Here is a 23,739-nt window from a genome sequence, read left to right as displayed (position 1 = left end):
ATGATAAAAATATTAATTGCAGATGATGAACCTGTTGAAAGACAAGGGGTTCGTGCTATCATTACGAAAAACTTTGATGATATAGAAATTGTAGCTGAAGCAAAAAACGGAAGAGAAGCCATTGAATACGCAGAAGAATACCGGCCTGATATTATATTCTTAGATATCAAAATGCCTGGCATCGATGGTATACAAGCAGCTAGAGAAATAAGAAATAGACAAAAAGACGTTAAAATCATTATTCTTTCCGCATATGATTGTTTTTCCTATGCAAAAGAAAGCCTTTCATTAGATGTTTATGATTATCTTTTAAAACCTGTTCGCCGAAAAAAGCTTATTGCACTTCTTTCAGAAATCAAAGAAGTAATTGAAAAAGAAAAAGAAGATAGAAAAGAAAAATTAAGATTAAAAGAGAATCTTATCGGTATAAAATCCGTCATGCAAGAAAGATTTATTTCTATCATCTTAGAAGAAAATATAAAAAGAATAAAGGAAATTGTAGAGACTACTCACCTCTTAGAATTTAATTTTGAAAATTATTTTTTAATAGGTATTCATATTAAAAATATAACCAATCCTACAGATTTAAGAGAGTTATATGATACTTCCTATAAATTATTAAAAAAAAGAAATGAATGTATCTTATCTTCTTATCATCATATTCTATATATCCTTATTGAAAAATTTGATTTTGAAAAAATGGATGTAGAAGAAAATTTACAAGAAATATATTTAAATTTTAGAAGAAATAAAAATATAAACATAAACTATTCCTTTGTACAAAATCAACAAATTGAAAATCTTAAAGGGAGTATCCTTAAAGTAAGAAAAAATCTTTCCATAAAAGCAGCAAAAAATAATGATTACTCTTTAATAGAAAGATTCAAAATATGTCATGAAATCGTACATTCTAACGAAAAATATCTTGTAGAATTTGAAAAAATCATTGAAATTATTACTAAAAAAGAATTTGAAGATCACACAGCCTTCTATTTTGAAACATTGCAAATATTAAACTGTTTACAATATGGTGCTTATACAGAAAAAGAAAAAATATATTTTGAAAACAGCATACAGCTTGTAAAGGATAAAAAAAATAGTTCTATCATAAAAAAATCCATCTCCCAAGAAGTGAAAAACTACATGGATGATTACAAAAGCAAAAACAGTCAAATTATTCATGCTATTAAGGAGTATATCCTCAAAAATTATCATCTTGATCTAAAACTAGAAGATTTATCCTATCAATTTGCCATCAGCAGTTATTATCTTAGTAAATTATTCAAACAAGAAACCGGAGCTAATTTCATTGAATTTCTAACAGAAATAAGGATTGAAAAAGCAAAAAAAATGCTTCTAGATGACATTCCAATAAAAGAAATCTATAAAAAAATTGGCTATAGTGATCCTAATTATTTTAGTAGAGTATTTAAAAAAATTACAGGGGTATCTCCTAGAAATTATAAAGGGTAAAATATTAAGACCTAAGCTTAAAAGCTTAGGTCTTAATATTTTACATATTTCAATGGATTCACAAGAACTCCATTTTTCTTTACTTCAAAATGAACATGTGGTCCTGTAGTATTTCCAGTACTTCCTACTAAGGAAATGACTTGTCCTTTTGTAACTTTCTCTCCCTTTTTCACTAAAAGCTTATTGTTATGGGCATATAAAGTCTGTATGCCGTTTCCATTATTAATGATCACACAGTTTCCATAATTACCCTTCCATCCAGAAAAAATAACGATTCCTGTAGTTACTGCTTTTACAGGAGTTCCTGTTTTAGCAGCTATATCAACGCCTCTATGAGTTTTTCCCCATCTAGGCCCAAATCTAGAAGTAAGCACTCCTCTCGTTGGATTATTAAATGCTCCTGTACTTTTATCTGGTGGAGGAATTTTTGTTCCTTTTAATACAATTTCTGTTTTAGGCTTCTTGACAACTTTTTCTTCTAAAGTCTTTTTAGAGATTTCCGTACCATTATACCTTACAACCTCTGCTAATATTTCTTTTTTCCCCACTTGACCCTTTGCTTTTATTTTCTTATCTCCTTTATATAAACGGTTGGTTTCTTCAAATTTTGATTCATAAGGAATATCCTCTTCATATTTTTCTTTTTCAACTGTTGCAACAGTCAAAAGGGGCTTGGCTACAACCAAACTAATCTTTTGTTTAATCTGTAATTTTTCTGGATCTATACTAGGATTTGCTATCATTAAATCATCTACACTTAACTTGTTTTTTTCTGCAATGGTCCAAAAATTTTCCCCTTCTTGCACTTCATACAGTTCTTCTTTTTCTGTTCCTTGTGAAATGATTTTTATTGCATCTTCATAAGTCTTTAACTGATTTGTTGCTACTTTTATTTCATCAACCTTCACTTTCTCAACAAAATAAATCTTATCATATTCCTTTTTTTCATCTACATAAACTTTTTTCACTGCCTCTAGAACTTTCTTTGTATCTTCTTTTTTTGGTAGACTAGCAATGATTTTATTGTCTACTTTGATACTATAAGCCTTTACTTTAAAATCTAAAAATTTCTGTAGATTTTTTTCTAAATTTTCGGGTTTAGATAATTCTTCATCCCTTGCTTTGGTACTTTCAAATATAATTCGTTCATCAAATACAATATCTGTATTATATTTTTCTTTTAATGAAGTTTCCAACGCATCAACAATCTTATTCAAATCTTCCTTGTTTCTTACAATCCCTACTTCTTTTCCATCTATTTTAACAATATACCCAACACCATTCATATAAAAGAACACAGTAATCCCTATGATCAGTGTAGCCATAAGCAACCCTATGTATATTTTCCCATTCCCCTTTTGATTGAATCTAGAATAATATTTAGAAAACCGATCTCTAATATTCCGAGAACATTCCTCACTTTTCATTTTCCAAGCATCCCTTCTTTTCTATTATCTCTTTTTATCTGAATTGTAAATGTCTTTATCAAAACTCAACATGAAAGATTCAGATAAGGATTTCCCTACCTGAATCAATTTGTACCACCACTTATATAAATGGTTATCTCATAAGTGTAAGCTCTTGTATATGCAAAACCTAAGCTTTATAGTTCATCACTCTCATAGCATTAAATATAGCAATCAAAGCTACCCCTACATCTGCAAAAACTGCTTCCCACAAGTTCGCCATACCCGCTGCACCTAATACCATGACAATCCCTTTTATTCCTAATGAAAAAATAATATTTTGCCATACAATTTTTCTTGTTCTATTTGCAACCTGAATAGCTGCTGCCATCTTGCTAATTTCATCTGTCATGAGTACTACATCTGCAGCTTCTATAGCTGCATCAGAACCAAGTCCTCCCATAGCTACACCTATATCTGCCCTTGCAAGTACAGGTGCATCATTGATACCATCTCCAATGAATGCAATGTTTTCTTTCATGTTCTTTTGTAATGCTTCAAGCTTTTCAACCTTTTCATGGGGTAATAACTCTGCATGAACTTCATCTATTCCTATTTCTTTTGCAATAGCCTCTGCAACTTTTTTATGATCTCCCGTGAGCATAACTAATTTTTTGATCCCTAATTTTTTAAGTTTTTTAATTCCTTCCAACGAATCCTCTTTTATTTCATCTGATATGATCATAGCTCCTGCATATTTACCCTCTACTGCTATATGCACAATAGTTCCTATTTCATTTATTTCTTCATGCTCTATATGATATTTTTCCATTAGCTTTTTATTTCCTACTAATACCACTTTTCCATCTACTATTACCTTTACACCATGTCCAGATATTTCTTCATAGTCTTTCATTATTTCTTCTTTAATTTCCCCATGATAAATTTTTCGTATAGATACAGCAATTGGATGATTTGAATAATATTCAGCATAGGCCGCATAATAAATTAAATCTTCTTCTTTAAAATCTTTTACTGTGTTTATTTTAGTAACTTTAAATACACCCTTTGTAATGGTTCCTGTTTTATCAAATACAACTGCATCTACCTTATTTAAAACTTCCAAATAATTTCCGCCCTTAATAAGTATGCCATTTTTAGAAGCTCCACCAATTCCTCCAAAGAATCCAAGGGGAATAGAAATCACTAATGCACATGGGCAAGATACAACTAAGAATATAGCTGCTCTATAGATCCACTCTGTAAACGTTGCTCCCTCAACGAACAACGGTGGTATTATAGCTAGCATTAACGCTACAAATACGACAGATGGGGTATAATATCTTGCAAATCTTGTAATGAATTTTTCTGTTTGTGCTTTTTTGCTACTTGCTTTTTCAACTAATTCTAATATTTTAGATACAGTTGACTCTCCAAAAGCTTTTGTAACTTCAACAGTTAAAACACCATTCTGATTAATTGCTCCACTAAAAACTTCATCTCCAACTTGGGCTTTTCGTGGTACAGATTCTCCTGTCAGTACGGATGTATCCAACATAGATGTTCCTTCTATAACTTTTCCGTCTAATGGTATTTTTTCTCCTGGCTTTACAATAATCAATTGACCGATCATTACTTCCTCTGGAGATACTTTAAGAACACCTTTCTTCGTTTTTAAATTTGCAAAATCAGGTCGAATATCTAATAAGGCTTCTATAGACTTTCTTGAACGATTTACAGCTACACCTTCAAAAAACTCACCTACTCTAAAGAACAACATCACGGCTACAGCTTCTGGAAATTCTTTTATAGCAAAAGCACTAATCCCTGCTATAGTCATCAAGAAGTTTTCATCTAAAAATTCTCCCCTGAGAATATTTCTTATGGCTTTGAGTAAAACATCTTTACCGATTAATAAATAACTAATCACATATAATGAAAGTTCTGTAACGAAGCTAAATTTGAAAATCATAGCTGTGAAAAATAATATAGCTCCGCTAGTTAAAGTAATGATTTGTTTTTTATTCAACTCTCCATGATCATGATTGTGTTCTCCACTACTTTCATGTTCATGCTCCTCATGTCCGTGGTCATGTTCATGGGGTTCTTCACCGCAACCTTCAAGTCCATGTTCCTCATGTCCGTGGGTTTTTCCACAACAACTTTCATGTCTATGTTCCTCATGTCCATGGGTACCTCCACAACAATCTTCATACCCATGCTCTTCATGTCCGTGGTCATGTCCATGGGGTTCTCCACAGCAATCTTGGTGAATATCATGATTATTTCTCTTCTTTAGAGGCTTTTCCTTTTTACTTTTATCAATCACTTGTACATGAGGTTCTATTTTTTGTACGATTTCCTTAACTTTTTGTTTTATTTCTTCTAATTCATAAGTATCCCATTCTATTATCAATTTTTTAGTGGCAAAACTTATACTTACATGGGTAATCCCTTGGATTTTTTCTATTCTTCTTTCCATTTTTGCTGCACAATTGGCACAGCCAAGACCTTCTAATAAAAATTCTCTTTGCATCTTACGCATGCTCTCTCCCCCTTTCATCTTTATCATCGATGAATGATATGATTAAATCCTTGTTCGAATATTTTTTGAACATGCTCATCATCTAAAGAATAGTAAACCACTTTTCCTTCTTTTCTAAATTTGGCAAGTCTTTCTTTTTTTAGAATTCTCAACTGATGAGATATGGCAGATTGCTTCATTCCCAATAACGCTGCAATATCACATACACACATTTCTGCTTCAAATAAAGCACATATGATTTTGATTCTTGTACTATCTCCAAACACCTTAAAGAATTCTGCTAAATCATATAATTGCTCTTCTTCTGGCATCTTCTCTCGAACCTTTTCAATGATTTCTTCATGAATCGTATGACAACTGCAACAATCTTTATTTTTTTGTTCCATCATAATCCTCCTTATAAGTTAAATTCATCTGATTAGTATTATTTATACTGATCTTTTTACATTATAGATTACTCTTTATCTTTCAACATATGAACAATTGTTCATATATTTATATATATTATATTCCCCTTATCTCTTAAAAGTCAATATCAATTTAATAAAAATATTATAAACGTTGTTTTGTCTTTACTTGAAAATATTTCATTTACTATTTTCATAAAAAAAGTATCCCTTATTCAATACTTCCAAAGGAATACTTTATAAAAATGATCAATATTATGATTTGAGGTGTAAACATGTTTTACCATCCTAAATAATTGATAATCGTATTGCACAGCTGTACAATAGCGTTCCGATTCTTATCATAAATTCTTTCTATAATAAATTTTTTTTCTTCTTCAGATAATTCATCTATTTCTATAGCAATATCTTCTAATTTCTTTGCTATAAAATAAGCTTTTGTTTTCTCTTCTTGTATATGATCTATTGTTCCTTTATGAAACATATAACCCCTCCATAATTTGATATTTTTGTATATTATTATATTATTATACAATTGTATGCAAACTCCTGCTATTTTTTATATCACATGTAAATAACCTTACATATTTATATTATGAAGAAAGTAAAAAGGATTCCTTTGAAATCTTCTAAAAAATTTTGTTAGGAGGATGAAAATGATTCATAATATATTTGAAGGATGTAATAATAATATAACTTTTTACCTAATACTATTAGTATTATTTGAATTATTTGGAGGTGGCTTTAAAGAATTATCCCTATTTTGCAACAATACTATTTTTATCTTCATTATATTACTTTTATTTTATTTATTTGGTTAAATACTATAAATCATATTTCATGATATTATATAATAATAGATATAACACAATAAATTATAAAAAAACGTAAAAAAAATATAATTTTGCAAAACAATTGCTAAACTAATAGTAATATTTTATAATAGTTATAATAACAATAAAAAAATTCTTTATAGAATAATCTACTGAAAGGAAGTGACTCGAATGATTGCAACCCAAAGGCTTGAAAAAATAAAAGAAATACTATTAATAGAAAAAACTGTAAGTATTCACAAGCTTCGTTCCATCATGAGTGTGAGCGATGTTACCATTCGTAAAGATTTATCTGAATTAGAAAAACAAGGTTTTTTAATAAAAACTAGAGGTGGTGCAACATTAGCAGAATCTTCTAATGAAGAAATCACACAAGCTCCAACTATTCTCAACTACGATTTAAAAGAATATATTGCTACCATTGCTGCAAATACCATAGAAGATGGAGATAGTATATTCTTGGGTTCTGGTGCTACCTGCTATTTACTTGCTAAAAAGCTAAAGCATAAAGATGTAACGATCATTACAAACAATATTAGTGCCTTATACGAATTAACCCCTCATTTAAAACGTGTATTTTTAATTGGAGGAGAATTGGTTTATCGAGAAAATATGATCTCATCTAGTAGTGAAAAAGTAGATGATTATTTCAAAGATATTTATGTAAATAAAGCATTTACTAGTATATCAGGTATTGATTTAATGGCAGGTCTTACAGTAGACCATACCCTAAGTACCTTTGTCTATAAGCAAGTACCAAACATTACACAATGCTGGACCCTTCTTGCAGATCATATGAAATTCAATAAAATAGCACTTTTTCAGGTTGGTACTATAGCAACACCAGATCGTATTATTACCAATCAAATTGACGATGTTTATAAAAACGCATTTTTAGAAAAGGATGTAGAAGTCATTACAAAATAATCATACTTTGTAATATTTACAAAAGGGGGAACACTTAAACAAATGAATAAGAAAACAACTTTTGCCATTGTAACCATGCTCTATTGGTTTTCCTTATATACTTATGTTCCTACATTACCTTCTTATGCAGCATCCTTGGGTGCTTCTTATAAAGCCATTGGTCTTATTGTAGGCTCTTATGGTTTATCTCAAATGATTGTTCGTATCCCCTTAGGCATACTTTCTGATCATTTAAACAAACGTAAAATATTTATTCCTCTTGGACTTTTATTATCACTCTTAAGTTCTTTAGGATTTTTAATGTCGTCTTCTATTCCTTCTTTGTTTTTTTATCGAATCATGGCTGGATTATCTGCAGCTACATGGGTAATCTATACGATTTTATTTTCTAGTTATTTTCCTAAGGAAGAAGCTCCAAAAGCTATGGGGCTCATTAATTCTTTCAATTTTATAGGACAACTTTCAGCTATGTTCTTAGGAGGAGTAGTTGTAGAAAAATTTGGTGTATCTTCTGCTTTTATTTTATCTTTAGGGGCTGCTATTTTAGGCATCTTATTTAGTTTTAATATTTATGAAGAACCCAAAATTTCCAATACAACGATCACCACATCAGATTTAATAGCCGTTTCCAAAAATTCTTATTTGATGGGTATTTCTGTTTTAGCTATACTTTTTCAATTAATTAATTTTTCTACTGTTTTTGGCTTTACGCCTATTGTTGCTGAAAAAATTGGTGCTACTGATTTTCAATTAGGTTTACTTGGTACCCTTTCTATTCTTCCAGGTGTTTTCGCAGCACCACTGAGTGGTACATTTTTTACAAAGCGCTTTGGAGAAAAGAGAACGATTATAGGAGGATTTATTGTCACAGCCCTTTCTACTTTCTGCATCCCTTTAATTTCTACCGTTCCACTTTTAATGTTTAGCCAAATCATAGGTGGGTTTAGTAGAGGATTAGTCTTTCCACTATTAATGGGACTAAGTATTAAAGATATTGAAGAAAGTAAACGTGCTACAGCCATGGGATTTTTCCAAGCCATCTATGGATTTGGTATGTTTTTAGGTCCTTTCTTTACCGGAATCCTAAGTGATTTTAGTGGATTAAAATTTAGTTTTTATTTCCTAGGATTTTTAGGTCTTCTTAGTGCCACATTATCTAAAAAATTAATTAAATATTGATGATTTATAAGTGTGTCAGCTTTAAAGTGTAAATGCTTTGTTTTCTACAACTTTTCATTTTGAATCTGACACATTTTTACAATATCATAAAGGAGGTTTTATTATGTTAGTCAATCTAAACCAAATGGTAAAGGATGCTATGCATAAAGACTATATTATTGCTGGTTTTAATGTTTTTGGATACGAGGATGCTCGTGCAGTCATTGAGGCTGGAGAAAAAAAAGGCGCTCCTATTGTATTATTAACCCATAAAGCAGCAAGAGAATATATGCCCATAGAATATACGGCTTCTCTATTCAAAACAATGGCGGAGAAAGCTAGTATTCCTGTATGTCTTCAATTAGAACATGCAAAAGACTTCTTATTAATTGAAAAAGCCATAAATCTTGGTTACACCTCTGTTATGTACGATGGCTCTCAACTTCCATTAGAAGAAAATATTAAAAATACGAAAAAAGTAATCAAGCTTGCTCATTCTTTTGATGTAAGTGTTGAAGCTGAAATTGGCTCTGTAGCTTATGAGGATATTTATCAGGATAACACTTCCATTTACACATCTCCTCATGATGCTGAGCAGTTCATCAATGAAACAAAAGTAGATGCTTTAGCTATTGCTATTGGCACCGTTCATAGACAACAAAAGCAAAATGCACAAATACAATATGAACGTCTTTATGAAATTGAAAAAGTAACAAATACCCCTCTTGTTTTACATGGCTCTTCTGGGATTTCTCATGAAGATTTAAGAAAATTATCAAAAACCAATATTTCTAAGGTAAATATTGGTACAGCTCTTCGTGTTGCTTTTGGAAATGCTATAAAAGAAGAAGTCTTAAATGAAAATCATCTTTATAACCGAAAGGATTTATTCAAAAGTCCAATACAAGCAGTAAAGGAAGTTGTCATAGAAAAATTATCTGCTTTGGGCTTTTAAACTATCTCACAAAAGAGGAGGCTACATCGTGGAAAAAATAAGGATTGGTATTGTAGGTTTAGGAAAATTGGGTTGGAAACATGCTGAAAATATTGCTCATAAAATCCCTCAAGCTGAGTTAATTGCAGCCTGTAGTGCCACAACAAAGAAAGTAGAAAAAGCAAAAAAAGAATTAGGAATAAAATATGGATATACCAATTATGAAGAAATGGTTAAAAATCCTGAAGTTGATGCTATTGCCATCATTTCTCCATCAAAATATCATTACGAACATATTGAATTAGCTTTAAAAAATGGAAAACATATTTTCTGCGAAAAACCTTTAGCTCTAACCTTAGAAGAATGTGAAGAAATTGAAAAATTGGTTAAGGAATATCCTGATCTTTATTTTATGCTTGGATTCATGAGAAGATTTGACGAATCTTATGCTTATGCAAAACAAAAGATTGATGCAGGTGCTATTGGTAAGCCATTTATGGTAAGATGTTATGGACTAGACCCTATTGCTCTAGTAGATGTTGCTATTCCTTTTGCTAAAACAAGTGGCGGCCTATATTTAGATATGATGGTTCATGATATTGATTTAGCTCGTTGGTATCTTGGAGCTGAAGGAAAAACAGCTTATGCCCTTGGTGGCTGTTATGTTCGTGACGAATTTGCACAGTACAATGATGTGGATAATGGTGTAGCCCTTATTGAATTTGAAAATGGCAGTATAGGCATGTTTTATGCTGGTAGAACCTGTGCCCATGGCTATCATATAGAAACAGAAATTATAGGTACCAAAGGAAGTTTACGAATAGGTTCAACACCTGATAAAAATTTAACCTCTATTTTTAATGAACATGGTGTAGTAAAGGAATGCTGCACTAGCTTCTTAGAGCGATTTGAACAAGCTTACTTCAATGAAGTCAATTACTTTATCAATTGCTTAATCAAAAAGGAAAAGCCTTCTGTAGCAGTTTCTGATGGTGTTCTTTCTACTAAAATCGCTTATGCCTGCCAACACTCTTTAGATGAGAAATCTATTATTACTATTAAATAGCTAAAATACAAGGGTTGTTGATCCAAGTCAACAACCCTTTACTTATTTGTTTTATCGAATTTTCATTCTTATTAAAATACTAACCTACGCAGCAACTCCAAATTTAGAGAATATAGCAAATAATATTAGCATTCCTGCCATAATTCCTAAAGATGCTACTTTTGTATATTTCCAAGGAGTAATATCTACTTGCTCAGTATACTTTTGTATATATGCTGTTTCTCTTGGCTTGATTTTACCAACAGCAAGCATGATTAGTACATTGATAGGGAATAATACAGCTAATACATATAAGAAATGTACATCTCCTGCTACAAATTTAGAAATCGTATATAAAACGATATGGGAGAATAAAGATATCTTTGCTCCTAAAGCTGGAACTCTCTTTGTATAGAAACCTACCATAACAGCAGCTACGATTGGTACATTGTAGAATCCAAAGCATTCTTGTAGATAGCCAAATAATCCATCTGGTGCATAAATAATAAATGGTGCAATAAGCATAGAAATTACGGCTAAAACAATTCCAAACTTTTTACCTGTTTTTACTAACTCTTTATCCGTTGCAGATGGTTTGAAAACAGGTCTATAAATATTTAATGTAAATAATGTTACACAACTATTTAGTGCACTATTAAATGAACTTAAAATCGCTCCAAATAATACAGCTGCAAAGAATCCCATTAATGGTTTTGGTAAAACATCACTCACTAATGTAGGATATGCCATATCTGCATTTGTTAATGTATCTCCATATAAATGGAATGCAATAATTCCTGGTAATACTAAGAAGAAAGGTCCTAACAATTTTAAAAATCCTGCATAAATAACACCTTTTTGTGCTTCTTCTAGGTTTTTTGCTCCTAATGTTCTTTGTACAATAGATTGGTTTGTACACCAGTAGAATAAATTATTAACTACAATTCCTGTAAATAATGTTGGCCATGGTATTAATGGACTTTTTGCATTCGCTGCCGCAATACCATTTAATTTTTCAGGGTGTACAGTTAATAATGTATTGAGTCCCTCTGAAAAGCTTCCATCCCCTAACGCAATTAATGCGAATATAGGAACTAATAATCCTCCAACTAATAATCCTACCCCATTGATTGTATCAGAAACTGCAACTGCTTTTAATCCTCCAAAAATTGCATAAATAGAACCTGCAATTCCTATAGCCCAAACAGTAATCCATAATCCTTGGAATTGAGTAATTCCTAAAAGTTGTGGGATGTCAAATAATCCATTTAATACTAAAGCTCCAGAATATAATACTGTTGGAAGATACGTTGCTGCATATCCAATTAAGAATAAAACGGATATAATTTGTCTTGTTTTTGCATCATAACGATCTTCTAAAAAATCTGGTATTGTAGTAATACCACTCTTTAAATACTTTGGTAAAAAGATAAAAGCCATACAGATTAATGCAAATGCTGCAGTAATCTCCCAAGCCATTACACACATATTGGTTTGATAACTTACTCCATTTAATCCTACCATTTGTTCTGTTGATAAGTTTGTAAGCATTAATGATCCTGCAATAACTAAGCCAGTTAAACTTCTTCCTCCTAGGAAATATCCATCTTGTGTATCTAAATCGTCATCTTTAGTCATTCTCCAAGATATAAATGCCACTAATCCTGTGAAAAATATAAATGATACTGCTGCCCATAAACTCAATTTAAATTCCTCCCATGATGTAAAATTTTATAGTTTTTTGTCATACAACAACTTTTTTCTGTTCAAGCCTCCTTTCATCATCATTTTATATTTAGTTAAATAAATCACTAAAAAAAATCTTTTTTAGAAAACGTTTACCTTTACCCTAAAAAAAATACACTTTTTCTTTTATCTTTTTTAGATGATAATAATCTAGCTTATGAAAATTTTGAATAAAGTATATTGTATTCAATATACTTTATTTTCAGATTTTTTGTACCTTCATGTAAATAATACTTCTCTCTATATTCATGATTATTAGCTTTTCTAAAAAACAATAAATAATAAATCAAAAATAATAATTAATAAATAAAAATCAAAAATAATAAACAAATAATAATAAGCAATCGTTATCATCTACTCACAAAATAGATTATACACCTTTTTTTATAAAAAATCTATCGTTTCTTGTCGAATTTTTAATTTTTTTATTATTTTTTTAAAAAATATGTAAAATAAGAAAAGTAATAATAATACAAACAATAACATTACACAACAATATGAAATTATTTTTTAATATAATACACCTAATCGAAATACATAGAAAATCAAATTAAACTTATAAATACATCTTTCAATATGACAAATGACAGTTTAAACTATTTACTTCTTGATTCTTAAAATAAATAGGAGATACTTTCAAACATTATTTTAAAAGTATCTCCTGTTTCACAACTTACTCTATTTATGTATTCGATTCAAATTTATTAAATTCACTTCCCTTAATCTAACATAATATGACCAAATAATTCTTCATCCGTTGGCTGTGTAGATTCGATTGGTGAAGATACCCAAGTTACATTAATTAAGTGCTTCCAACTTACATTCTCAGATGCAATATTTCCACCCCAAGTACCGCATCCTAGTGTTAATGTCATTGGCATGCCATTTGTCCACGCTCCACTGTTTGCTAGACATTGTGGTTGTCTTACCATTAAGCGACTTGTTTTTGTATTTAATGCTAATGCTAAAATTCTTTCTTCATCATTTGTGTGGATTCCGCAAGAGTGACCACTTCCATGATAAGCAGTAATTGCATTTACTTTATCAATTGCTTCCTGGAACTGTCCATATTTAAATAGTGTAGTTACTACAGATAATTTTTCTCCTGAGAATGGATAATCTGCACCTATTCCAGTTTCTTCTACCATAAAGAAAGTTTTTCCTTCTGGCAATTCAATTCCAGCTTCTTTCGCAATTGTTTCTGGTGCTTGAGCTACAATTGCTCGACTTAAGTGTCCATCATGCCACATAGCATTTTGAAGCTTTTCTTTTTCGTCTCCCGTTACTAAATATCCACCTTCAGCTTCCATAGCTTTTACGAACTTCTCATATATACCAACTTGCACTACACATGAATTTTCTGTAGAACAGCTTGTTGCAAAGTCAAAAGTCTTACTTCTCATGATTTTATTTGCAACTTCTTTTAGATCTACTGTTTCATCTACTACGGTAACAGCATTTCCTTGACCAACACCATATGCAGGTGTACCTGAACTGTAAGCAGCTTTTACCATTCCACCGCCACCAGTAGCTAATACTAGATCAGCTTGTGCCATTAATTCTCCACTTACATCCATTGATACGTGTTCTGGATCAACAGCGATTACTAAATCTTCTGGTGCACCATATTTTTTAAGGGTTTCACGAACAATATTTACAATATAAGTGTTTGTATTTTTTGTTCTTGGATGTGGTGCAATAACAATAGCATTTCTACCCTTTATAGCAAACATTGATTTTAGAACTGGTGTTGCTTCTGGATTTGTACAAGGTACTAATGCTGCAACTACTCCAACAGGCTTTGCAACTTTCATGATTTTCTTTTCATCATCTCTTTCAATAACCCCTACTGATTTTTGACCTTTCATATCGCGAAGGCCACCACGGATTTTGGTCATCAATTTTGCATATTTACCATCATAGTTTCCAAGTGTAGACTCTTTCACTGCCATTGTTGCAATTTTTTCTGCTGTTTCAGGTTTTACAATATTCCAAGCAATAGCTGTACAAAGTTCATCTACCTTCTCTTGTGTAAATTTGTCTGCAATAGCTTGTGCTTTTCTCGCTCTGTCTATAAGACTTGCTACATATTCTTTTGCATTTTGACTCATTAATATTTCCTCCTTTTGTAAAATTATCTATCTTTATATATCATTTTAACATTTTAATTATATTTTTTCTATTATTTATTTAAATTTATAAGTTTTTTTCTTTATTGTTATGTTTTTTTATTTTTATTCTTATATATTTCTGTTCCTTTGTTATTTCATCAAATATTTTATTTTCTTCTTTAAAATTTTCATAAAATATGGAGTGACCAAAAAGTTTTTTATTTAAACCTTTGATCACCCCATATTTTCCCAGAATATTCATTCTTTTTTGCCTACAAAAATACATATACAATTATATATTTCTATGACACTTCCATAATCTTCATGTCTTCAGCAATAATTAAATCCGCTTCCGTATTATTTACTACTTCCTCTACTGTTTTACCCTGTGCAATTTCTTTTAGAAGGAGTCCTTTTTCAGTTACTTCCATTACAGCAAAATCTGTTACAATCAAATTTGCTTCTTTTTTTGCGGTAAGGGGCAAACGACATTTTTTAAGAATCTTGGATCTTCCCTTTTTGTCTAAATGATCTGTAGCAATAATTACCTTCTTCACACCTGTACATAAATCCATTGCTCCACCCATTCCAGGTACCATCTTACCAGGGATAATATAATTTGCAATGTTTCCCTCTTGATCTACTTCTAATGTCCCTAAAACTGTAGCATCTACATGTCCGCCTCGAATAATCCCAAAAGAAGTTGCACTATCAAAAAAACATGCTCCTGGTACAACCGTTACAAACTGATTCCCTGCATTAATTAAATCCTTATCCTCTTCCCCTTCCTTAGGAGCAGCTCCAATACCAATAAAACCATTTTCAGACTGTAAAAGGATTTCTACCCCTTCTGGAATATAATTAGCAACCTTTGTAGGCATTCCAATTCCTAAATTAACAACATCTCCATCTTTAAATTCTTTTGCAATTCTTCTTGCAATCAATTCTCTTCCTTTTATTTTTTCTGTCATCTATTTCACTCCTATCCTTGAATAATAGCATCTACAAATATTCCTGGAAGCATAATGTGATCTGGATCAATCTCACCAATTTCATCAATATGTTCTACTTCTACTACAACAAAGTCACAAGCCATAGCGATAATGGGATTAAAATTTCGAGCTGATTTACGAAATACTACATTTCCTGCTTTGTCACAACGATAGCCCTTAACTAGTGCTACATCTCCCTTTAGTGGCAATTCTACTAAATATTCTTTCCCTTGTATCGTTATTTTTTGTTTTCCTTCCTCCACATCTGTTCCAACTCCAGTAGGTGTTAGTACGCCCCCTAAACCAAAGCCACCTGATCGAATTCTCTCTACTAAGGTTCCTTGTGGAACCAATTCAACATCTACTTCATGATCACTCATCTGTTTTCCTAATTCAGGATTTAATCCAATATGAGATGTAATATATTTTTTTATAACCTTAGCTCTCACTAATTTCCCTGCTCCTGCTCCTGGTGTAGCTGCATCATTACAAATGACAGTTAAATCTTTTACACCCTTTTCTACTACTGCATCTACAAGTTTTTCTGCCGTACCTACTCCCATAAAACCACCAATCATAAGGGTCATTCCTTCTGTAAATTTTTCCTTTACTTCATCTATAGTCATTACTTTATTCATATCCAACCTCCTATATCTCACTTATATTCTTTATAATAAGCTCATAAATCAAATCTAAATAGAAAAATATTTTGGTAACGTTTTCCTATTCCACAAAATTATACCTAAATTAACTAAAATACTAGTGTTTTATACGTTTTCATATAAGCATAAAAAATCCCGACTTTTATTTTTTTCATTTATAGGATTCCCTAACTATTATAAAAATACAAATACATCTAAATTTTTAAGCTTTTACTATTCCATATTATAAATTTAGCTATGACAAGACAACTTTTCTCTATCTAAAAGAGATCGTCTGTCATAGCCATAGCTGAAATTTTTAAAAGTAATTTTATATGATTTTTCTTTAAAATTTAGTTTTTAAATTAAAATCCTAAAAGCTTTAATTTTTCAAAAGCTGCCTTTTCTACTGCTTCCATAGGTGCTTTTGATAATACAAGTCGATCAAAAGCATTTGGCTTTTCTTCCATTTCTTTTCTTAAAGTATGTCCAAAAGCCATACGAAGAGCTGTTCCAATATTTACTTTACCCACTCTATAAGTAACAAGTTTTTTCATATCTTCATCTAATATTCCAGTAGAACCATGTAGCACGATTGGCACAGGTACAACCTCTTGAATCTCTTTCAATAAATCATATTGAATAGTTGCCCCTTGTGTTTCCATTTTATGAACATTTCCAATAGATACAGCTAAAATATCAACACCTGTTTCTTTTGCAAATTTTTCTGCTTCCTCTGGTTTTGTATATACACCCTTTATTTTTATACTTGGATCACTATATCCTACAGAACCAATTTCAGCTTCAACACTTATATCTAATGCTTTAGCTAATTTTACAACTTCTTTCGTATTTTTTATGTTTTCTTCAAGAGGAAGCTGTGATCCATCATACATAACAGAAGTATATCCTGCTTTAATAGCTCTAACGATTAATTCGTAACTTTTAGCATGATCAAGATGTACACATACAGGTACCTTTGCATCTCTTGCTAATCTACAAAATAAATCTGCATAAATCTCTAAGGGCATATAATCTACTGCATCTTTATTACTCATCAAAATAACAGGTGCATTTAGTTTTTCAGCAGCTCTAATAACAGCTGAAGCATCCTCATATCCAAACACATTAAATCCTGCAACCGCACAATTTTTATCGGCTACTTCCTTGGTAATTTCTCTTAGATTTACTAACATAGGATGAAGCCTCCTTCTATTCTTTTTCTGCTGTAGCAATGAAATCTTTAATTTGAGATACTGTAGGCATTGATTCAGAACAACTATTTGTTGTAATAACGATTGAAGCTGAACCTGCTCCAAATTCCATAGCTTTAGCAATATCAAAATCATTGATTAGACCATAAATAAATGCTCCTGCATAAGAATCTCCTGCTCCGAAAGTTTTAAGTGGGATAACAGGGAATACAACTCCTCTGATTTTTTCTCCTTCACTTGTGTATGCATAAGATCCTTCTTTTCCATGCTTAATAACTACAATCTTTGCATTAAAATCAAACCATTGCTTTGCTGTTACTGCATCATCTTTATTTTCTGGATTTGTTAAATGCTCAATTGTATCAAATTCTTCGCGAGTTCCAATGATAACATCACTTTTTTCTGCTGCTAATGTATAATAGATTGCAGTTTCTGCTTCTGATTTCCATGTATATGGACGATAATCAATATCAAAGAATACAACAGTACCATGTTTTCTAGCATATTCTAAAGCTAAGAATACTGCTTCTCTTGATGGACTTGCAGCAAGTGCAGTTCCTGATATTACGATAGCCTTTGATTTTTTAATATATTCTTCACTAATATCTTTTGGTTCAATTTTTAAATCTACTGCATTATATCTATACATGATTAAGCTACACTCAGATGGAGATTTTACTTCTGTAAAAGCAAGTCCAGTTTTTGCTCCACTATCATCTACTACGATTCCATCTGTATTGATGTTGTTTTCTTTTAAGTAGCTTGTAATATATCTTCCAAACTGATCATCTGCAACTCTTCCGATAAATCCTGTTTTAAGATCTAATCTAGATGTAGCAACAGCAATATTTGCAGGAGAACCCCCTACATATCTTGTAAAAGTCATACTTTCTTCTAATGGACGATTGATTTCATTTGGGTTTAAATCGATTCCAAGTCTTCCAACAGCAATAACATCAAGTTCCCTATCTGATTGAAATTTTATATGATTCATTTTTTCCGCCTCCGTTTAAATCTTATCTTTAATGGAAAGATTCTCGAAAAATCCGTAGAAGAAGCATTTATTCGGATTTTTGAGAACCTTACCTATATTTTTATCTCATTTATGCACTTTTCCTTAGCTGGTTCTTAGATACCAGTTTTTTCTTTGATGAATTTTCTTGCTTTAATAGCATACTCTAGTGGATCTGCTTTTGCTGGATCTTGCTCAGCTTCAATAACAATCCATCCTTCATAACTGTTTTCATCTAATATTTTAAATACGCCATCCCAATCTACCATATCTCCATCTCCAGGTACTGTGAAGATACCATTTTTTACAGCTTGTAAGAAACTTAGTTCTTCTTTTTTTACTCTTTCTAACACTTCACTTCTAACATCTTTGAAGTGTACGTGTCTTACTCTCTTAATATACTTTTTAAGTAGTGCTACAGCATCTTCTCCTGCAAATGTTGCATGACCTGTATCAAATAGAAGTGGTACTAAGTTTGGATCTGTCATATCCATTAAACGATCTAATTCTGCTAAAGATTGGATTCCTGTTCCCATATGGTAATGGTAAGCAATTTCCATATCTTTTTCTTTTGCAAGTCTTCCTAATTCTTCAAGACCTTTTGCGATTTTTTCGAATTGCTCATCTGTTAAGATTGGAGCAGCTTTAAACATTGGTGCACTTTCATCACCTTGAATACTTACGCCAATTTCAGCTAAACCTATTACCTTTGCACCTAGTGCATGTAGAAAATCTCTATGCTTTTTGAAGTTTTCGATTGTTTCTTCCATTGGCTTTGTAGTGAATTCACAGCTAAACCAAGCATTACAAATTCTCATACCTCTAAGGTCTAGAGCTTTTTTTAATGTATCTAAATCCTTTGGATACTTGTTTCCAATTTCACTTCCAGTAAATCCAGCTAAAGCCATTTCACTTAAACATTGTTGATAAGTTAATTCTCCACCTAATTCAGGTAGGTCATCATTTGTCCAGTTTATTGGTGCACATCCAAAATGTAATTTTTCTTTGTTAAACATAATTTTCTCCTCCTTATTAATATGGTTTGCACTGAGCAACCATTTCTTTCATATTTTGTGCTGCTTCTTCAACTTTCTTATTTTCAGCAACTTGAGCTGTTCCAACTCTCCAGAATGATTCATATCCACCAGTCATAGTTCCTGGTAATACTTTTATTTCGATTAATGTAGATACTGTATCTTTCTTAGATGCTTCAATAGCCTCTTTTAATTCTTCTAGAGTTGTTACTGTATAAGCTTTTGCTCCATATCCTCTTGCGATTGTTGCAAAGCTTACAGGAACATCTGCTCCAGTTAATCCATTGGTTTTTTCTTCTCTATATTTAAATACTGTTCCAAATGTATCAATTCCTTGTGATCTTTGTAAGTTATGGATACATTGGTGTCCATTATTGTCAAATAATAAGATGTTGATTTTTTTACCTTCTTGAAGACTTGTGTGTAGATCTGAATGACCCATCATAAATCCACCGTCTCCTACAAATGTATATACTTCTCTTCCTGGTTCTGCAATTTTTGCACCTAATGCTCCTGATATTTCATATCCCATACAAGAGAAACCATATTCTAAGTGATACGTATCAGCAACAGTTGGTCTCCATACTCTTTCTAAGTCTGAAGGTAAACTTCCTGATGCAGAAACAACAATTGCATCTTCATCTAATAATTTATTAAGCTCTGTTAATACTCTTGTTTGTGAAAGACCTTCTTCTAGTTCAATGTTTTCAAATCTTTCCCATTCTTTATTCCATTGATCTTTTGCTTCTTTGATTTCATTTGTATAAGCAGCCTTATATCCTTTTCCTTCTAATTCTTTGCTTATCTCAGCTAAAGCATCCTTTGCATCTGCTACAACGCTCATAGATTCCATTTTTGTTGCATCCATTGAGTTTACATTAATAGAAAGAATCTGAACATCTTTATTTTGATATGCAAATTTTGAAGAACTAACAAAGTCATTTAATCTTGTTCCAACTGCTATAATTAAATCAGCTTCCTTTGCAATTAAGTTTGCAGCAAGTGTTCCACAAACACCACCGCCACCTAGGTTCATTTCATAATCCCAAGGAATAGTTCCTTTTCCTGCTTGTGTTTCAGAGAATGGAATATTGAATTTCTTTGCAAAAGCTTTTAATTCTTCTCCTGCTCCACTATATCTTACTCCACCACCGCAGATAAGCATTGGCTTTTTCTTGCTAGCAATTAATTCTACTGCTCTATTTAATGCATTTTCAGTAATTCTTCTACGCTCTATATAATGTACTCTCTTTTTAAAGAATTCTACTGGATAATCATAACTTTCACCTTGTACATCTTGTGGTAATGATAATGTAACAGCTCCTGTTTCTGCTGGATCTGTAAGAACTCTCATAGCATTGATAGCTGCTGTCATTAATTGTTCCGGTCTTGCAACTCTATCCCAATACTTACTAACAGGTTTGAAAGCATCACTAGCTGTTACGTTATGATCTGTAGAATCTTCTACCTGTTGAAGAACTGGATCTGGCTGTCTACAAGCATATGCATCTGAAGGTAATAATAATAGTGGAATACGGTTTACTGTTGCTGTTCCTGCAGCAGTTACCATATTTAATGATCCAGGTCCGATTGATGCAGTACATGCAAAGATTTCTTTTCTATTTTTTTGTTTTGCATAAGCCATAGCTACATGAGCAATCTCTTGTTCATTTTTTCCTTGATAAAAAACCATCTCATCTTTATATTGTTCAAGGGCTTGTCCTAATCCAACAACATTACCATGTCCGAAGATTCCCATTACCCCTTTGACAAATTTAGTTTCTTTTCCATCTACAGATATATATTGATTATTTAAAAACTTTACTAAGGCTTGTGCCATTGTTAATCTAACAGTTTGCATATTCAGTTCTCCTCCTTGTAAAAAATACTTACCATTTCCTACATGTTCTATGTTTTGACCTTCTGTTTTACAACTTGTATCTCTTCCTAGACAAGGTTTTCCTACTTTACCTTTATACCCTCCTTCTTTATTATTTTTTATCTTGTCTTTATAGCTTTCCCATGTATGAAATGAAAAATTTATTATTTTTATTGTTTGGTTTTTATTTCGTTTTCTTATTTTTGTTTTGTATTTCTTGTTTTTAATTTTACATGTTTTCGTTTTGTTTTGCAATATGTTTTTTGTTATTTTTTAAATTTATTTTTTTATTTTTTAATTCAGCTTATATAATTTTACTTGAATGTGTAAAAAAACTACAGGATTTGAAAAATATTCCTGTAGTTTTCATATGTTTTCCTTTTATTTTTCTGGCCAAATTTTTGCATTTGGATCTAATACCCATTCATGCTCTGGAATGTTAGTCGGCTTAATATAAGGATTATCTTCAAGATGCGGAATTGTCCATATGCAATACATAGCATATCCTGGAGCTGTAACATGTGGATGTGTTGTTCCACCAGCTAGTTTCACTGCATCATCATGTTTTACTTTTACTACATCATCTCCAACTTCTAAGAAACCATATCCATTTTCAGGGAAGAACTTATAGTAGTAAATCTCTGGCTGTGGATGTGTATGTGGTGCGAATCCACCCCATTTTCCTGGATAACAAATGATTTCTCCTAATACAATACTAGAATCTTCATTAATAGACTTATCGATAAGAGTTTTTACAACTCTTGTATTTGTCTCGTTCATTGTACCTGTTCCTCTAGTTTCTACTCTTACCTCTTCAGGTCTGTAGAAAATAGCAGGGAATTTTTTTGGATTGTATTTTCTTTGTACAGATAGTTCTGCTTCTCCATCTGCTGTAATTTTTACATCTACTCCAGCTGGTACATGTAAACACCATGGATCTTCATCGAAACAAGAACCACGCTTAGCTTCTACTTTATTTCCTTCCCACTCAAAAGTAACTTCACCAAAAATAAGTAAATATGCTTTTTCTTTATTTTCCTTATCTTCGTGTACATCACCTTTTTTCATTTTTAAAATACCAAAGTCCATTAGCATATCGCTATTTTTTCCATCTTGTTCTGTATAACTATTATAGCCATACTCTAATTTTCCTGGTCTCATTCTTAATTCTTCTTTTCTTCCCATTTTACTTCCTCCTTGTGTTTACTGTAGACAAGTCCTATATAACATTGCATGCATTTCTATTGTCTACATTTTATTAATATTCCAGAAAGTAATCAAACCTTATAATAAAACTTTATTATCACTTTTAGTAAACCTACAACGAAATTGCTTTCATTTCCTTTTATTATCTTTTAATTGCTTTTATTTTTTTTCGTTTATTTTTTTTTGCATGTTTTTTTATTTTTTCCCATTATTTTTTCTTTCATCTAATATTACAGCTCCAACAATAATGACACCTTTTACGATTTGTTGCCAGTATGCAGATACATTTAATAAGTCTAATCCATTATTTAAAACTCCTATGATCAAAGCTCCGATGATGGTTCCTGATATTTTACCAATTCCACCATTTAAACTTGTTCCACCAATAACTGCTGATGCAATGGCATCTAACTCATATGCTAGCCCTAATCCTGGTTGACCTGAACTAATTCTTGATGATAAAACGATTCCTGACATACCAGAAAGCATTCCAGCATACGTATAGATCATTACTTTATATTTATCTACATTGATTCCAGATACAACAGCTGCATTTTCATTTCCACCAATTGCATATACGTATTTACCAAATTTTGTATTCGTCAATAAGACATGGGTAATAATTGCCACAACTGCTAAAATAATGATTGGAAGGGGAACTCCTAAGATTTTTCCTTGTCCAATGAAGTTGTATGAATCCTTTAAACTACTGATTGGTCTACCATTACTGTAAATAAGTGCTGCCCCTCTTGCTACAATCATCATCCCTAATGTTGAAATAAATGGTGGGATTTTTGTCTTTGCAATAATAACACCACAAATCAATCCACATACAGCCCCTACTCCTAATCCTAAGAGTATTGGTACTATTACAGGTACATCTATATTTGGATACATTCTTGATGCCCAGTCAGACTTTTGTGCAAAACTTGCTGCTACAACTGCTGCTAATGCAAGAACTGATCCTGAAGATAAGTCAATTCCTGTAGTAATGATAATCATGGTTACACCACATGCAATAAGCCCTATAACGGAAATCTGTCTTATAACGTTTAATAAGTTTCCAACCCTTAAAAATGCTGGAGAAAGGATGGACATTAATATTACCATTCCAATAAAGATAAAGAATATTCCATATTTCTTAAAAAGCTGTTCTGTTTTTGCCTTCATATATTT

At 31.6% G+C, this 23,739-nt stretch carries 21 protein-coding genes; 6 read left to right on the top strand and 15 right to left on the bottom strand.

What is annotated here, in order from left to right; translation table 11 throughout:
* Positions 1-1,473 carry a response regulator transcription factor gene (locus tag K7H06_RS01110; RefSeq protein ID WP_223038147.1) on the top strand — a complete coding sequence of 491 codons (1,473 nt, stop codon included), beginning with the start codon at positions 1-3 and terminating at the stop codon, positions 1,471-1,473.
* A 32-nt stretch (positions 1,474-1,505) separates the two neighbouring features.
* Here K7H06_RS01110 and K7H06_RS01105 read toward each other — a convergent pair whose 3' ends face one another.
* The 4 genes from K7H06_RS01105 to K7H06_RS01090 all read right to left on the bottom strand — a co-directional run bounded on the left by K7H06_RS01105 (position 1,506) and on the right by K7H06_RS01090 (position 6,315).
* A complete protein-coding gene (locus tag K7H06_RS01105; RefSeq protein ID WP_223038146.1) occupies positions 1,506-2,900 on the bottom strand; it encodes a M23 family metallopeptidase in 1,395 nt (464 codons plus the stop codon).
* Between the two features lie 169 nt (positions 2,901-3,069).
* Positions 3,070-5,424, bottom strand: coding sequence for a heavy metal translocating P-type ATPase (locus tag K7H06_RS01100; protein WP_343216803.1), 2,355 nt, complete (start codon positions 5,422-5,424; stop codon positions 3,070-3,072).
* Between the two features lie 23 nt (positions 5,425-5,447).
* Positions 5,448-5,810 carry an ArsR/SmtB family transcription factor gene (locus K7H06_RS01095; protein WP_223038145.1) on the bottom strand — a complete coding sequence of 121 codons (363 nt, stop codon included), beginning with the start codon at positions 5,808-5,810 and terminating at the stop codon, positions 5,448-5,450.
* Between the two features lie 301 nt (positions 5,811-6,111).
* Positions 6,112-6,315 carry a hypothetical protein gene (locus K7H06_RS01090; protein ID WP_223038144.1) on the bottom strand — a complete coding sequence of 68 codons (204 nt, stop codon included), beginning with the start codon at positions 6,313-6,315 and terminating at the stop codon, positions 6,112-6,114.
* 172 nt (positions 6,316-6,487) lie between these two features.
* Between K7H06_RS01090 and K7H06_RS01085 the strand changes: the two genes are divergently transcribed.
* The 5 genes from K7H06_RS01085 to K7H06_RS01065 all read left to right on the top strand — a co-directional run bounded on the left by K7H06_RS01085 (position 6,488) and on the right by K7H06_RS01065 (position 10,749).
* A complete protein-coding gene (locus tag K7H06_RS01085; protein WP_223038143.1) occupies positions 6,488-6,652 on the top strand; it encodes a hypothetical protein in 165 nt (54 codons plus the stop codon).
* 183 nt (positions 6,653-6,835) lie between these two features.
* The gene (locus tag K7H06_RS01080) at positions 6,836-7,591 is read left to right on the top strand and encodes a DeoR/GlpR family DNA-binding transcription regulator (protein ID WP_223038142.1); all 756 of its coding nucleotides are present in this window, start codon (positions 6,836-6,838) and stop codon (positions 7,589-7,591) included.
* Between the two features lie 42 nt (positions 7,592-7,633).
* Positions 7,634-8,770 carry an MFS transporter gene (locus K7H06_RS01075; RefSeq protein WP_223038141.1) on the top strand — a complete coding sequence of 379 codons (1,137 nt, stop codon included), beginning with the start codon at positions 7,634-7,636 and terminating at the stop codon, positions 8,768-8,770.
* Positions 8,771-8,873: 103 nt separating this feature from the next.
* Positions 8,874-9,704, top strand: a complete 831-nt coding sequence (locus K7H06_RS01070) for a class II fructose-bisphosphate aldolase (RefSeq protein ID WP_223038140.1) — start codon at positions 8,874-8,876, stop codon at positions 9,702-9,704.
* Between the two features lie 28 nt (positions 9,705-9,732).
* Complete coding sequence (locus K7H06_RS01065) at positions 9,733-10,749, top strand: Gfo/Idh/MocA family oxidoreductase (protein ID WP_223038139.1); 1,017 nt, start codon at positions 9,733-9,735, stop codon at positions 10,747-10,749.
* An 84-nt stretch (positions 10,750-10,833) separates the two neighbouring features.
* Here K7H06_RS01065 and K7H06_RS01060 read toward each other — a convergent pair whose 3' ends face one another.
* From K7H06_RS01060 to K7H06_RS01010, 11 genes are all read right to left on the bottom strand, one after another.
* A complete protein-coding gene (locus K7H06_RS01060) occupies positions 10,834-12,432 on the bottom strand; it encodes a solute:sodium symporter family transporter (RefSeq protein WP_223038138.1) in 1,599 nt (532 codons plus the stop codon).
* Positions 12,433-13,193: 761 nt separating this feature from the next.
* On the bottom strand, positions 13,194-14,585 hold the full coding sequence (locus tag K7H06_RS01055) for an aldehyde dehydrogenase family protein (protein ID WP_246637601.1): 1,392 nt from the start codon (positions 14,583-14,585) through the stop codon (positions 13,194-13,196).
* A gap of 85 nt (positions 14,586-14,670) precedes the next feature.
* The gene (locus K7H06_RS01050) at positions 14,671-14,823 is read right to left on the bottom strand and encodes a hypothetical protein (RefSeq protein ID WP_223038137.1); all 153 of its coding nucleotides are present in this window, start codon (positions 14,821-14,823) and stop codon (positions 14,671-14,673) included.
* A 64-nt stretch (positions 14,824-14,887) separates the two neighbouring features.
* A complete protein-coding gene (locus K7H06_RS01045) occupies positions 14,888-15,556 on the bottom strand; it encodes a 3-oxoacid CoA-transferase subunit B (RefSeq protein ID WP_246637600.1) in 669 nt (222 codons plus the stop codon).
* Between the two features lie 11 nt (positions 15,557-15,567).
* Entirely contained in the window at positions 15,568-16,215 is a 648-nt protein-coding gene (locus K7H06_RS01040) for a CoA transferase subunit A (protein ID WP_223038136.1), read from the bottom strand.
* Positions 16,216-16,583: 368 nt separating this feature from the next.
* On the bottom strand, positions 16,584-17,414 hold the full coding sequence (locus K7H06_RS01035; RefSeq protein WP_223038135.1) for a class II fructose-bisphosphate aldolase: 831 nt from the start codon (positions 17,412-17,414) through the stop codon (positions 16,584-16,586).
* Between the two features lie 16 nt (positions 17,415-17,430).
* Complete coding sequence (gene iolC, locus K7H06_RS01030; RefSeq protein WP_223038134.1) at positions 17,431-18,426, bottom strand: 5-dehydro-2-deoxygluconokinase; 996 nt, start codon at positions 18,424-18,426, stop codon at positions 17,431-17,433.
* A gap of 134 nt (positions 18,427-18,560) precedes the next feature.
* Positions 18,561-19,460 (bottom strand): myo-inosose-2 dehydratase, encoded by a 900-nt coding sequence (gene iolE, locus K7H06_RS01025; protein ID WP_223038133.1) that lies wholly within the window; start codon positions 19,458-19,460, stop codon positions 18,561-18,563.
* 16 nt (positions 19,461-19,476) lie between these two features.
* Positions 19,477-21,339 (bottom strand): 3D-(3,5/4)-trihydroxycyclohexane-1,2-dione acylhydrolase (decyclizing), encoded by a 1,863-nt coding sequence (iolD, locus tag K7H06_RS01020; protein ID WP_223038132.1) that lies wholly within the window; start codon positions 21,337-21,339, stop codon positions 19,477-19,479.
* 399 nt (positions 21,340-21,738) lie between these two features.
* Positions 21,739-22,542 (bottom strand): 5-deoxy-glucuronate isomerase, encoded by an 804-nt coding sequence (locus K7H06_RS01015; RefSeq protein ID WP_246637599.1) that lies wholly within the window; start codon positions 22,540-22,542, stop codon positions 21,739-21,741.
* Positions 22,543-22,758: 216 nt separating this feature from the next.
* On the bottom strand, positions 22,759-23,733 hold the full coding sequence (locus K7H06_RS01010) for an ABC transporter permease (protein ID WP_223038131.1): 975 nt from the start codon (positions 23,731-23,733) through the stop codon (positions 22,759-22,761).
* Positions 23,734-23,739: the final 6 nt, after the last annotated feature.

The sequence above is a fragment of the Crassaminicella profunda genome, from assembly GCF_019884785.1.
GTDB lineage: Bacteria > Bacillota > Clostridia > Peptostreptococcales > Thermotaleaceae > Crassaminicella > Crassaminicella profunda.
The sequence above is the reverse complement of the archived record's forward strand: the minus strand, read 5'-3'. Positions and strand labels throughout refer to the sequence as shown.